14 protein-coding genes and 1 other annotated feature are annotated in these 13,848 nt (G+C 41.6%); of the genes, 4 read left to right on the top strand and 10 right to left on the bottom strand.

Features of this window, described 5'->3' with window-relative positions; genetic code table 11:
- Positions 1-93: 93 nt before the first annotated feature.
- Both mecA and cls read left to right on the top strand, forming a co-directional pair.
- On the top strand, positions 94-762 hold the full coding sequence (gene mecA / locus HNR63_RS03275) for an adaptor protein MecA (RefSeq protein ID WP_181519763.1): 669 nt from the start codon (positions 94-96) through the stop codon (positions 760-762).
- A gap of 57 nt (positions 763-819) precedes the next feature.
- Positions 820-2,325: a cardiolipin synthase gene (gene cls, locus HNR63_RS03270; RefSeq protein ID WP_181519762.1), complete on the top strand. Its 1,506-nt coding sequence runs from the start codon at positions 820-822 to the stop codon at positions 2,323-2,325.
- Positions 2,326-2,342: 17 nt separating this feature from the next.
- Here cls and spxA read toward each other — a convergent pair whose 3' ends face one another.
- Positions 2,343-2,753 (bottom strand): transcriptional regulator SpxA, encoded by a 411-nt coding sequence (spxA, locus tag HNR63_RS03265; protein WP_021094738.1) that lies wholly within the window; start codon positions 2,751-2,753, stop codon positions 2,343-2,345.
- Positions 2,754-3,001: 248 nt separating this feature from the next.
- Here spxA and HNR63_RS03260 point away from each other — a divergent pair, with 248 nt between their 5' ends.
- On the top strand, positions 3,002-3,193 hold the full coding sequence (locus HNR63_RS03260) for a hypothetical protein (RefSeq protein ID WP_085789500.1): 192 nt from the start codon (positions 3,002-3,004) through the stop codon (positions 3,191-3,193).
- A 100-nt stretch (positions 3,194-3,293) separates the two neighbouring features.
- On the opposite strand, the gene HNR63_RS03255 is transcribed toward HNR63_RS03260, so the two are convergent.
- The 5 genes from HNR63_RS03255 to HNR63_RS03235 form a co-directional block, all read right to left on the bottom strand.
- Positions 3,294-4,235 (bottom strand): ABC transporter ATP-binding protein, encoded by a 942-nt coding sequence (locus HNR63_RS03255; protein ID WP_085789501.1) that lies wholly within the window; start codon positions 4,233-4,235, stop codon positions 3,294-3,296.
- 3 nt (positions 4,236-4,238) lie between these two features.
- Positions 4,239-5,306, bottom strand: coding sequence for an ABC transporter ATP-binding protein (locus HNR63_RS03250; RefSeq protein ID WP_085789502.1), 1,068 nt, complete (start codon positions 5,304-5,306; stop codon positions 4,239-4,241).
- 14 nt (positions 5,307-5,320) lie between these two features.
- Positions 5,321-6,238, bottom strand: a complete 918-nt coding sequence (locus tag HNR63_RS03245) for an ABC transporter permease (protein ID WP_085789503.1) — start codon at positions 6,236-6,238, stop codon at positions 5,321-5,323.
- A gap of 2 nt (positions 6,239-6,240) precedes the next feature.
- Entirely contained in the window at positions 6,241-7,176 is a 936-nt protein-coding gene (locus HNR63_RS03240) for an ABC transporter permease (RefSeq protein WP_085789504.1), read from the bottom strand.
- Positions 7,177-7,263: 87 nt separating this feature from the next.
- Complete coding sequence (locus HNR63_RS03235) at positions 7,264-8,904, bottom strand: peptide ABC transporter substrate-binding protein (protein WP_181519761.1); 1,641 nt, start codon at positions 8,902-8,904, stop codon at positions 7,264-7,266.
- Between the two features lie 517 nt (positions 8,905-9,421).
- Positions 9,422-9,649, top strand: a binding site (T-box leader).
- A 47-nt stretch (positions 9,650-9,696) separates the two neighbouring features.
- Between HNR63_RS03235 and trpS the strand changes: the two genes are divergently transcribed.
- Positions 9,697-10,686 (top strand): tryptophan--tRNA ligase, encoded by a 990-nt coding sequence (trpS, locus tag HNR63_RS03230; protein ID WP_181519760.1) that lies wholly within the window; start codon positions 9,697-9,699, stop codon positions 10,684-10,686.
- A gap of 29 nt (positions 10,687-10,715) precedes the next feature.
- On the opposite strand, the gene HNR63_RS03225 is transcribed toward trpS, so the two are convergent.
- From HNR63_RS03225 to fabF, 4 genes are all read right to left on the bottom strand, one after another.
- Positions 10,716-11,456 (bottom strand): YjbA family protein, encoded by a 741-nt coding sequence (locus tag HNR63_RS03225; protein ID WP_021094747.1) that lies wholly within the window; start codon positions 11,454-11,456, stop codon positions 10,716-10,718.
- 76 nt (positions 11,457-11,532) lie between these two features.
- Positions 11,533-11,739, bottom strand: coding sequence for a YuzI family membrane protein (locus tag HNR63_RS03220; RefSeq protein ID WP_021094748.1), 207 nt, complete (start codon positions 11,737-11,739; stop codon positions 11,533-11,535).
- Between the two features lie 55 nt (positions 11,740-11,794).
- Positions 11,795-12,517 carry a DUF2268 domain-containing putative Zn-dependent protease gene (locus tag HNR63_RS03215; RefSeq protein ID WP_181519759.1) on the bottom strand — a complete coding sequence of 241 codons (723 nt, stop codon included), beginning with the start codon at positions 12,515-12,517 and terminating at the stop codon, positions 11,795-11,797.
- 71 nt (positions 12,518-12,588) lie between these two features.
- Entirely contained in the window at positions 12,589-13,830 is a 1,242-nt protein-coding gene (gene fabF, locus HNR63_RS03210; protein WP_181519758.1) for a beta-ketoacyl-ACP synthase II, read from the bottom strand.
- Between the last annotated feature and the right edge of the window lie 18 nt (positions 13,831-13,848).

The raw sequence follows: 13,848 nt of genomic DNA, 5'->3' as shown, positions 1-13,848 counted from the left end.
ATACAATAGAAGTACAAGATGTGGGAGGATGGGCGAATGCTCAAGGGTGAATTCCCTTCCTGAATGGATAATCGTAGAAGGGAGCTGAGGAACATGGAAATCGAACGCATCAATGAATATACGTTAAAGCTATATATGTCGTACGGAGACATTGAAGAACGCGGATTTGATCGCGAAGAAATTTGGTACAATCGCGAACGAAGTGAAGAATTATTTTGGGAAATGATTGATGAAATTCATCAAGAAGCGGAACTTTATTTAGAAGGTCCTCTTTGGATTCAAGTGCATGCGCTTGAAAAAGGCATTGAAGTGCTCGTCACAAAAGCGCAAATTTCAAAAGACGGAACGAAATTAGAACTGCCAATTAATGATGAACGATTTAGAGACTTACCTGTCGATGAAAAAATCGAACAAATATTAGATCAACATTTTAACATCATTAAAGCATCATCATCGGCAGCGCCTGAAAATCCGCTTCAGTTCGTCATCCGCTTTAAAAATATTGAAGACGTCATCGCCCTTGCTCATCGTCGCGATTTTTCAACATTAAACAATCGCCTATTCGCATTTGAAAACAACTATTATTTATACGTCGAATTTACAGAAGAAGATGCCGATCACGACATTGACAATATGTTAAGCATATTGCTTGAATACGGGCAAGATTCCGAAATGACGATTCATCGTCTTGAAGAATACGGAAAAATCGTCATCGCACAACAAGCGCTAACGATGATCGCAAAACATTTTCCAAACGCATAACGCCGATTTCAATTGCTTGAAATCGGCTTTTTTTCCGTAAGGTTAGGTGAACGATACATGAGAAATGCTTTAAAGGTTGCACTATTTATCCTTGTTTTCATCGGCTTTTTAACGATCACGAAAGATTATTGGGAAGGCTGGCTGCTCGGAACGTTCAGCTTACTTGTCACCTTGTCCGTCATTTTTATTTCATTCGTCATCTTTTTAGAAAACCGCCATCCGACAAAAACGCTCACATGGCTCGTTTTGTTCGGCAGTTTTCCGCTCATCGGCTTTATTTTTTATTTGTTCTTCGGGCAAAATTATCGCAAGAAACGACTTTTCCGAAAAAAGGCGCTACTCGATGAGCAAACGTTTCGCAAACTCGAAACAAATCGTGTTGATCATGAGCGAAAACTGTATATGAAACCTCATCAACAACCGTTGTTACAACTCGCGAAACGGTTGACGAAAGAGTCGATTTCAACGGCGACAAAAACACGCGTCTTAACGAATGGAGAAGAAACGTTTGCCGCCATTTTTGCAGAGTTAGAAAAAGCGGAACACCACATTCATCTTGAATATTACATCGTGCGCGATGACGACATCGGCCAGCGCTTGAAGCACATATTAATCCATAAAGCAAAAAAAGGGGTACACGTCCGCTTTTTGTACGATGCTGTCGGAAGTTGGAAACTATCAAAAACGTACATACAGGAAATGCGCGAAGCAGGCGTCGATATGATTCCTTTCTCTCCTGTTCGCTTGCCGTTTCTAAACAATACGATCAACTTCCGCAACCATCGCAAAATTATCGTCATTGATGGAAAAGTCGGTTTTGTCGGCGGGTTAAATATTGGCGATGAATATTTAGGGAAAAACGACTATTTCGGCTTTTGGCGCGATACGCATTTACTCGTCTATGGTGAAGCCGTTCGTACGTTACAACTCATTTTTTTGCAAGATTGGTATTACATGACGGGGCAACAATTGTTGACGATGAACTATTTAAGCGCTCCAACCGTTGATGAGGCAATCGGAGGCGTCCAACTTGTCGCTGGTGGACCAGATACAAAATGGGAAGTCATTAAACATTTATTTTTTGCGATGATTACATCGGCTCAGCGTTCCATTTGGATCGCCTCTCCGTATTTTATTCCAGATGAAGATATTTTCACGGCGCTCAAAGTCGCTGCATTAAGCGGCATCGACGTCCGGCTTCTTGTGCCGAAGCGACCCGATAAAAAAATTGTGTTTTACGCTTCCCGCTCTTATTTTCCAGAATTATTAGAGGCAGGAGCGACCATTTACGAATACGAAAAAGGGTTTATGCATAGCAAAATTATCGTCGTAGACGGGGAACTTGCTTCGATCGGCACAGCGAATATGGATATGCGCAGCTTTCATTTAAACTTTGAAGTGAACGCGTTTTTATATCAAACACCAAGCGTACAAAAGCTAGTCGATGACTTTATCGATGACTTCCATCACTCAACCAAAATAAATATGAAACAATTTCAGCAGCGCCCGCTTTGGATGCGCATTGCGGAGTCAACTGCCCGTCTTCTTTCTCCATTACTATAAAAGGCTTAGCGTGTATGTTACGCTAAGCCTTTGCTGTTGACGAGCTGTTGTGCTTGACGCAATTGATACGTCCGCACTTTTCTCGGTAAAAAGCGGCGAATTTCATCTTCGTTGTAGCCAACTTGCAGACGCTTTTCGTCCATAATAATCGGACGACGCAACAATCCTGGATGTTGGCGAATAATTTCATACAAATCTTGTAACGGCAACGAGTCGACTTGAATGTTTAGCTTTTGAAAAATTTTTGATCTTGTTGAAATAATTTCGTCCGTCCCGTTTTCTGTCATGCGCAAAATGCCTTTAATTTCTTCAATCGTTAACGGCTCCGCGAAAATGTTGCGCTCTTTATACGGAATGTGATGCTCTTCTAACCATGCTTTCGCTTTTCGGCAAGACGTACAACTTGGCGATGAATACACGATAACCATATATATCACTCCCTTAAAAATGGGTTGCTGGAATACATTTCTGTATTAAAACACATCTTATTTTAAAATGACTTTAAAAAACTCTACAACGTACATTATACAACAAAAAAGTTTAGAAAGATACACCTTTTTTAACTTCTGCACATATTTATACGGTTGTCCAATACGAACGGTTTCATTTTTCGTTGCTTTCATTTGAAATTTTCTCTACAATAAAAATAGACATGGCAAACAAAGGGGGAAATGACATGGCGCAATTTTTTATCGACTTTACGATTGTTGCCATTTTAGTCATCGGTATCACCGCGCTTATGGGCGTCATTTTAAACGGAATCGGTGAAAACATATTTGGCCGACAAAAAAAGCGGCTACATACAGCGATGAGCGAACATATTCAAACCGGCTGGAAAACAGTTGGCGGAAAAAAAGCTTCGAGATAATCTCGGAGCTTTTTTTAAAAACAAAATAGTCAAACGAATCAAAATATTGTATAATACTTTAGTACAGCAAACGAAAAAAGCTAATCTCTCGAACGAGAGATTAGCTGTACATCGCTTTATATTTTTCATACTCTGCTTCTGAGCAGTAGACGAAATGACCTGGCGTAATTTCGCGCATGCGCACGTCTTCGCCTTCTTTATAGTTATGTTGCGACGGATCGTAAATAATACGTTTACGCGTCCGCTCTGTTTCTGGATCTGGATGCGGGATCGCAGATAAAAGCGACTTCGTATACGGATGAATCGGGTTGCGATACAGTTCTTCCGCATCGGCAAGCTCAACCATTTTCCCGAAATACATGACGCCAATTCGGTCGCTAATGTATTTTACCATCGACAAGTCGTGGGCGATAAATAAATACGTCAATCCTTTTTCGCGTTGCAACTTTTTCATTAAGTTGACAACTTGCGCTTGAATCGATACGTCTAACGCCGAAATAGGCTCATCGGCAATAATAAACTCTGGTTCAACCGCAAGCGCGCGCGCAATGCCGATCCGCTGACGCTGACCGCCTGAAAACTCATGCGGATAACGGTTCGCATGTTCACGGTTTAATCCGACCGTCTCAAGCAGTTCATATACGCGGTTCATGCGCTCTTCTTTCGATGACGCTAAGCCGTGAATATCGATTCCTTCCGCAATAATATCCGCAACGGTCATCCGCGGGTTTAATGACGCATACGGGTCTTGGAAAATCATTTGCATTTTCCGTTTTAATTCTTTCGCTTCTTTCGCTGATTTTTTCCGATGTACGCTTAACCCGTTAAACAACACTTCGCCATCTGTTGCCTCATATAATCCAATAATCGTGCGTCCTGTCGTTGACTTTCCGCAACCCGACTCACCGACGAGACCGAGCGTTTCTCCTTTATAAATATCGAACGTGACATCGTCAACAGCTTTAACGACTTGACCTTTCCCGACTTTAAAATATTGTTTTAAGTTTTTCACTTCAACGAGTTTTTGTTTTTGTTGTGCCATTTTTTACTCACTCTCCTTTACAATAATCGGTTTATCGTAGTTTGAGGAGAGTTTACGCAACCGTTTTTTTACTGCTTCAGGCGGCTCCACTTTCGGTGCATCCGGATGTAGCAACCATGTTGCCGCATAGTGTGTATCAGAAATTTTAAACAACGGTGGCTCTTGTTCAAAATCGATGCGCATTGCATACGGATTGCGTGGCGCAAAAGCGTCCCCTTTCGGTGGATTTGTTAAATCCGGTGGCGAACCTGGAATGGCAGCTAACTCCTTTTTATCATCGCTATCTAAGCTTGGCATCGATGCAAGTAGACCCCATGTGTACGGATGGCGTGGGTCATAGAAAATTTCATCGACTGTTCCCATTTCGACAATTTTTCCTGCATACATAACAGCGACGCGATCTGCCATATTTGCAACAACGCCTAAGTCATGTGTAATAAAAATAATGGACGTACCCATCTTCTTTTGCAAGTCTTTCATTAACTCTAAAATTTGCGCTTGGATCGTCACGTCTAGCGCTGTCGTCGGCTCATCAGCAATGAGCAACTTCGGATTAGATGCCAGCGCTACGGCAATCATTGCACGTTGTCTCATTCCACCAGAAAACTCGTGTGGGTATTGGTTCACACGTTTTTCAGGCATCGGAATACCAACAAGTTTTAATAACTCAATCGCACGTTCTTTCGCTTGCGCTGGTGACATATTTTGGTGTTTGATGAGAACTTCCATAATTTGCTTACCGACTTTCATTGTCGGGTTTAATGATGTCATCGGATCTTGGAAAATCATCCCGATATCTTTTCCGCGGATTTGTTCCATTTCTTTATCGGTCTTTTTCACGAGGTCTTCCCCATTAAATAAAATTTGACCGTTTTTGATTTTTCCAGGTGGCATCGGAATGAGGCGCATAATCGTTTGCGATGTCACACTTTTTCCTGATCCCGATTCACCTACAATCGCAAGCGTTTCACCTTTATTAACGTGAAAGCTTACGCCGCGAACCGCTTGTACTTCTCCACCGTACGTTTGAAAGGATACTTCTAAGTTTTTTACTTCAAGCAATTTCTCCATGTCCTCACCCCTCTTTACTTACGCAATCTTGGATCTAATGCATCGCGCAATCCATCACCAACAACGTTAAACGCAAAAATCGTTAAGCAGATCATCGTTGCTGGGAAGAATAAGCGCCATGGATAATATTGTAACGCTGATACACCGTCAGAAGCCATCGTTCCCCAACTTGCAAGCGGCTGCGGAACACCAAGACCGAGATAGCTTAAAAAAGCCTCAGTAAAAATAGCGGAAGGAATCGTCAACGTCATCGTTACAAGAATTGGACCCATGGTATTTGGAATTAAATGTCTAAACATAATACGTGACGTGCTTGCTCCTAATGTTTGTGCTGCAAGAACGTATTCTTGATTTTTCAACTGAAGTACTTGTCCACGCACAATGCGCGCCATGTTAATCCAACCTGTAATCGTCATGGCCAAAATCATCGTTCCTAATCCTTGCTCCAATACAACCATTAACAAAATAACTAAAAGCAAGTACGGAACACCCCATAAAATATCGGCAATACGCATCATAATTTCGTCTGTACGTCCACCACGAAAGCCAGCAATTCCCCCCCATAACACACCGATAAACAAATCAATAAGCGCTGCAGCAACACCGATAAACAGTGAAATGCGTGCACCGTACCATGTGCGTGCAAAAATATCGCGTCCAAGCTCATCTGTACCAAACCAATGTTCAGCAGATGGAGGCTGATTTGTATTCATTAAATCGTTTGTTCGATAGTCATGCGGTGTCATCATCGGTCCAAAAATCGCCATAAATATAAGGAGAAAAAGCAAAACAAGACCGAACATCGCTAATTTATTTTTACGGAAACGGATCGATACGTCTTTCCAAAACGAAAGGCTTGGCTTCGAAATTTTTTCCGCTTCACTTAAATCAACCGATGCAGGCTGAAACATTTCTTTTGGAATTTGCTGCATAGTTACTCTCCTTTCTTCCCACCGGCTAATTTAATGCGAGGATCAATTAATCCATAAGCAATATCTACAAGTAAAATCGCTGCTAATAAAATGATGCTGTAAAACACAGTTACACCCATAATGACCGTATAGTCGCGGTTAGAAATGCTTAATACGAAGTGACTTCCTAACCCTGGGATACCGAAAATTTTCTCAATGACGAAACTACCTGTAATAACTCCAGCAGATAATGGACCGAGATATGAAACAACAGGCAATAACGCATTTCGAATCGCATGACGCACTGTAATTTGCGTGCGAGACAATCCTTTTGCTTTCGCTGTTCGAATATAGTCGTTGCTCAACACTTCAAGCATGCTTGAGCGAGTTAAACGTGCGATAAACGCTGTCGGTCCTGTAGCTAAAGCAACCGCTGGCAAAATCGTGTGCATAAACGACTCCCAACGAGCAACAGGGAAAACACCAAGTTTAATCGCTAACACATATTGGAGTAACGAAGCCATAATAAAGCTCGGTACAGAAATTCCCATTACAGCAAAAATCATTGCTGCATAATCTTGCCATTTATTATGATTCAATGCAGCAATAATTCCGAGCAATACGCCCATACCAACCGCAATAAATAATGCTTCCATTCCTAAAAAGAAAGACACAGGGAAACCGCTATTAATTAAATCGTTAACTGTTTGCCCTTTATACTTAAAGGAAGGCCCGAAATCCCATTGAGCAATTGATGTTAAATAATCAATATATTGCTCATACCATGGTCGATCTAATCCATAAAACTCATTTAAATTCTTTTCAATTTCTGGCGGAAGCTTTTTCTCACCTGAAAATGGTCCGCCCGGTGCGGCTCTCATTAAGAAAAATGTAGCTGTAATAATTAAAAATAGGGATAGCAACATATAAAGCAAACGTCTGCCTATATACCGCAACATATTGAAACACCTCCATTTTTTACAAATGTTCTATATCGTGAAATGAAGGTATATGGGACACCCCATATACCTTCATCATTCACCTTTTTATTCAAAGTATGCCCATTTGAATTGGACTTCTCCAAGACCTGATAATTGAACGCCTTTTAAGTTTTCTTTTTGCACCCAAGTATTCGTATAGAAGTAAATTGGTGCAATTGGAAGCTCATCCATTAAGATCGCTTCTGCTTCTTTTAACATTTGAAGACGTTTTTCAGCATCTTTTTCTTTTTGAGAATCAATTAACAACTGCTTATACTTTGGATTTTCCCAGTTTGTATCGTTGTTTCCACCTTTTTTGTCACGATACAACTCTAGGAAGTTGATCGGATCGTTAAAGTCGCCTAACCACCCCATGCGACCGATTTGATAGTCTCCAGAATGTAACTTGTCAATGTAAACGTTCCATTCTGCGTTTTCAAGTTTGACTTCAATACCTAAATTTTTCTTCCACATATCTTGAATCGCTTGAGCGATTTTCGCATGCGCTTCAGATGTATTGAATGACAATGTGATTGGTGGTAATTGCTTCACATCTTTCAAGCCAAGCTCTTGAAGACCTTTTTGTAAATGCTCTTTTGCTTTTTCAACATCGTTATCTTTGAAGTACCCTTTTGTGTTCTCAGGGAACATCGTTGGTGGTACGGCTGCCATTGCTGGCACTTGCTCACCTTTTGTAATGTTTTCAACGATTGCTTTACGGTCAATCGCATATGTGAGCGCCTTACGAATGTTGACGTTGTTTAACGGTGGTTTTTCTGTGTTAAATTTGTACCAATACGTACCCGCAATCGGTTGCACCTTTAGCTTTCCTTCTTGTTTTAATTGAGGAAGCGCATCAGTTGGTAAGCTACCAGTTGGCGAACCAGCCCAATCCAACTCACCGTTATTGAACATCGAAAGTTCTGTGTTCGGATCGTTAACCATAACCATTTCAATTTTTGTTAATTTTACATTATCTGCATCCCAGTAGTTTTCGTTCTTTTCAAGAACGATTTTGCTGTTATGCTCCCATGATACCATTTTGAATGGACCATTGGAAGTGTATTGGTCACCGGCATTTTTATACCAGTCTGGATTTTGTTTTGCAATTTTGCTGTTTACTGGATAATACGTATAGAACGCTGTTAATTCTAAGAAATAAGGTGTTGGGTTTTCAAGTGTCACTTGTAATGTTTTGTCGTCAAGTGCTTTGACGCCAACATCTTCAGCTTTCGCTTTTCTTTCGTTAAACGCTTGACCGTTTTTAATGTAGTAAAGTTGGTAAGCGTATTGGGATTGATTTTGCGGATCAAGTGCCCATTTCCACGCATATTCAAAGTCATGCGCTGTCACAGGATCACCGTTTGTCCATTTTGCATCGCGTAATTTGAATGTGTATGTTGTTAAATCATCAGAAACTTCATATTTCTCTGCAGCTGCCAATTCTGGTTTACCGTCTTTAATGACTGTTAAACCTTCGAATGTTTGGCGCAATACTGTACCAGACGTAGAGTCATTCGCTAAACCTGGATGCAAAGAGAATGGCTCTGTATTAATGTTGATGCGTAGTTCTTGCGGAACTTCCGCTTTTTTGTCTCCTCCTTCTTTCGTGTCGGTAGATTCCTTTTTATCAAATCCACCACACGCTGCAAGGAAAAGACTCAACACTAACATGAGGCTAAATAAAAGTGAAAGTCTTTTCTTCAATGGATTTCCCCCCTAAATATATTTTTTCCCAAGCTCCATTTTAACAAACTTGCACATTTACTCGTCAATGCTCCAATTTGTAGAAAAGAATATTTTTACTAAATAGTCTGACTTTTTATGTTGTACATCATGTGAATTTTTCCAAAAAAATTCATACAAAAAACCCGCCCTTATGTAATGAGCGTTGCCCTCTCTCGTACAAATTAGGAGCAATTGTTAAGTAAATGTTACAAATTTGTTAAACGCTTTGCTTGTTAAGCCTATTATAAATAGTTTAAAAATTTATTGCAAGAAAACTTTGATGATTATTTTTAAAAATAGTTTCCTGTTTCTTTTTTATATTAATAAATTAAAGCGTTCACGTTTGAAAATTTTATTTCATTTTTTCTAAACATGCAATAAAAATTTAATAAAAATTGCACGTTTATTTTATAAAAACGGTTTCAATTTGTAAAGACTTTGTCACAAATGCCGCTCCCTTGCCAAGCAAACGATAAATATTGTAAGATAAAAGAAAACCGATGCGATGACAAAGAATAGTACATATAACGAGGCGTTCAGAGAGCTTGTGGACGGTGCGAACAAGCCGCTAGTTGTATGGAATGGGCTTTCGAGCATTCAAGTTGAAAAAAAGTAGGCTTGAACGTTTGCCTTACGTTACAAAGGCGCCATGCATACCGCATGGGCAAAGTGATTGTCGCAATGACAATAACTAGGGTGGCACCACGGTTCTATCGTCCCTAAAGATGATAGGACTTTTTTTATTGTTAAAAAATGAAAAGGAGTGATTCGATGAAGACAATTTTTTCAGGTATTCAACCAAGCGGCGTCATTACGCTCGGCAACTATATTGGAGCGATGAAACAGTTTGTTGAACTACAAGACGATTACAACTGCTATTTTTGTATCGTCGATCAACATGCGATTACCGTCCCGCAAGATCGGCTAGCGCTCCGGAAAAACATTCGCAGCTTAGCTGCCTTTTATTTAGCGGTCGGCATTGATCCGAACAAATCGACGTTATTTATTCAGTCCGAAGTGCCTGCGCATGCGCAAGCGGGCTGGATTTTACAATGCATCGCCTACATTGGCGAATTAGAGCGCATGACGCAATTTAAAGATAAATCGGCTGGAAAAGAAGCGGTAAGCGCTGGATTATTAACGTATCCGCCGCTTATGGCAGCCGACATTTTGCTTTACTCGACAGACATCGTTCCTGTCGGTGAAGATCAAAAACAACATATTGAGCTGACGCGCGATTTAGCGGAGCGATTTAATAAACGATACGGGGACATTTTCACGATCCCAGAAGCGCGCATTCCGAAAATCGGCGCCCGCATTATGTCGCTTACTGATCCGACGAAAAAAATGAGCAAATCCGATCCGAACCAAAAATCGTACATTACGTTGCTTGATGATGCGAAAACGATCGAGAAAAAAGTAAAAAGCGCCGTCACAGACTCAGAAGGCATCATTCGCTATGATAAAGAAAATAAACCGGGCGTATCGAACTTATTAACGATTTACTCCATTTTAGCGAACGAGCCGATCGAGCAATTAGAAGAGCGATATGCTGGAAAAGGGTACGGGGAGTTTAAAGCCGATGTCGCTCAAGTCATTATTGACGCATTAACGCCAATTCAAGAAAAATATTACGAGCTCATGGAAAGCTCGAAACTAGACGACATTTTAGACGAAGGAGCGGAAAAAGCAAACCGTGTCGCAAGTAAAATGTTAAAGAAAATGGAAAACGCCATTGGTCTAGGAAGAAAAAGACGATAAAAAACTCAGCTCCACGCGGGCTGAGTTTTTTAATTCACTTTCGGTTCTTGTTCCATTTCCCATAGTTTTTCAAAAAACGGTTGTCCTTTGACGAGCCGTTCGCATAAATGAGCGTGCCGCTCTGACCATCCGTATTTCGCTTCTTCGTACAAGCCGTTCCACGCTTCTTCAAACGACATTTGTTGAATGTATGCATACTTTTCTGGCGCCCATTCCGTGTACCAATAGCGCACTTCTGCGACATTTTTCGTTCCGTATAGTTGGTCAAGCGCCATAAATAATAGTTGTTTCAATTGCCGCTCTTTGCGCGTCAATCCGCTCATCAGCGCAGGATGCGGCGATAAAATATGGTATTCTTTTTCGCTTTGTTGAAATGGATACGTGCGCACATCTTGTTCTTTAACCATCTCATAAACGAGCTGTTCTTGGCGTGGAATGAGCCGGCTTTTTCGAATCGGAATATGATAGCCAATCGTATCAATTGCGACAATGCCACAACCATCTGTCGCGATAAAACAATAATCAAGCTGGATGCGCTCATGATTTTTGCGCACGTACGCTTTTTGATATACATCTTCAAGCAGCGGCTTCGGAATTTCCGACAAACTATTTTCTAAGTAATAAAACAGTTGTGGGCTCACTTTTAAGACTGGCACTTGATCTAACAGCTCAATCGCATCATCTTTTCTCCACTCGTAAAAGTGGCAAACGTTATACCCGTTTTCTTCTCCTTCAAACCAATTCACCCAAACATCGTGAAGATATAACATGCATAACCCCTCACTTCGAACGATTTGTTCACAGTATGGTCAGAGGCTGTTCATTTTATTCCATTTCAACCTAAATTTAACCATCATCATGGGACGGAAAAAAAATGCTTAACCACGTCATAAACAAACCGATCGGCAAGAAGTAGCATTCCACTTTTGTGCTAATAAACAACAAATATTCTTTCCAATCTGAACGTGATGCCATAATGTTTAAATACGCAATCATCGTCGTCCCACCAATGACCGACATCCCAAACCCAAGCAAATAAAAAAAGAAACGCATTCGTCAGTCCCCCTTGTCCACTACTATATGTATGAACAAGCATGCAAACGATGCGTTACGTAAAAAAAATTTCTTCAGCTTTCATCGAAAGTAGCTCTATCATCGTCTTTTTTTCTAGCGCCTGCTTCACAACCGCATATCCGACCGCATAGCCGAGCATGCGCGGATAAAAGGCAGAACCGTACAAAAGCGAACGATAACGAGCATCGTCTGGCCGAGTAGAGAGGTTTGGGATTATCCATTTTTTCATCCATTGCTTTAGTTGTTCTTCTGTATAATATGTCGTCCATGTTGCGACATATTCACTTCCGAGCCGCTCGTACACCGCATGTTCTGCTAATCCTTCCATCACGATGCGATCAAGAAGCGTATAGTCGCGCTCATCTTTCGGATCAGCATGCAAACGACAAACGTGGTTATATTCGTGAATGAGGAGGGCATAAATATGTTCGTTCGATACGTGAGGAAGCAAAAATAAAAATAGTTGATCGCGAAAAGCGACGCCTGATTTTCCACCAAATTCACGTTGCAGCGAACGGTTTGTAGCATCAGCAGGGAAAATAAATATAGGCACATCTGGGCCATCCCACTCTTTTTGGAGTTCTGTAAACTTTTTTGCGACAAACGCCCATACGTTTTTTTCTGCGAGCTGTTTCATCGTATCATGTTGGTTGCGCCGCGCCATGCCGTGCGCAAATAAATGACGTTGCACATCTTCTTTTATTTTTTTTCGCCATCGATCATCTATGAACCAATCTTTCGTATTTATTACTCCCATGACATTCCCTCCTTTCGTTATCGCATTGTACGATAAACGAAAGGAAAATGTGAAAAAGGATGAGGCGAACCTCATCCTTCATATTTTTTGAAAATAATCGTTGCATTATGTCCACCGAAGCCGAGCGAGTTGCTTAATACCGCACGCACATTTTGTTTCCGTGCCACATTCGGCACGTAATCTAAGTCGCATTCTGGGTCTGGTGTTTCGTAATTAATCGTTGGCGGAATGACGCCATCGTGAATCGATAAAACGGAGAAAATGGCTTCGATTGCCCCCGCTGCGCCAAGCAAATGTCCCGTCATCGATTTCGTCGAGCTGACAGCTAATTTATATGCGTGCTCACCAAATACTTCTTTAATCGCCATCGTTTCATATTTATCGTTATACTCTGTGCTCGTGCCGTGCGCGTTAATGTAGTCGATTTCCTCAGGCTGCATATTTGCATCATGGAGCGCTTGACGCATCGCACGCACGCCGCCTTCCCCACCCGGCGCTGGAGCGGTAATATGATACGCATCGCCTGTCGCACCGTAGCCAACGATTTCCGCATAAATGCGCGCACCGCGTTTTAACGCATGTTCTAGTTCTTCTAAAATAATAATGCCAGCTCCTTCGCCCATAATAAATCCGTCGCGATGTTGATCAAATGGACGGCACGCTGCTTTTGGGTCTGGGTTAAACGAGAGCGCTTTCGCTGCGCTAAATCCCGCAAACGCCATATGTGTAATTGGCGCTTCTGTTCCACCTGTAATCATCACATCGGCATCGCCACGTTCAATGACTTTAAACGCATCGCCAATCGAGTTCGTTCCTGTCGCACAAGCGGTAACCGTACATGAGTTGATTCCTTTTGCTCCAAGCATAATCGACACTTGCCCTGCCGCCATATCTGGAATCATCATCGGAACGAAAAACGGGCTGACGCGACGATATCCTTTTTCTAAAAACGTCTTCAGCTGTTCTTCGTACGTTTCCATCCCGCCGATGCCTGAACCGATCCAGACGCCAATGCGTGGCGCGTTTTCCTCTGTAATTTGTAAATTCGCATCTTTGACTGCCATCATGGAAGCGGCGACCGCATATTGGGTAAATCGGTCCATTTTGCGCGCTTCTTTTTTATCGATAAATTGTTCCACTTGAAAATCTTTCACTTCCGCTGCTACTTTCGCAGGAAAATCGTCCGCATTTAACCGTGTGAGCGGACCGATGCCGGATTGTCCAGCAACGATGTTTTTCCATGTCGTTTCAACATCATTTCCTACCGGTGTGACAGCCCCTAATCCCGTGACGACGACTCGTCTTTTGTTCACCACTCATCACTCCTTTGT

Origin of the sequence: Anoxybacillus ayderensis (genome assembly GCF_013761015.1) — a bacterium.
Taxonomy (GTDB): Bacteria; Bacillota; Bacilli; order Bacillales; family Anoxybacillaceae; genus Anoxybacillus; species Anoxybacillus ayderensis.
This window is presented reverse-complemented; position numbering and strand designations above follow the sequence as displayed.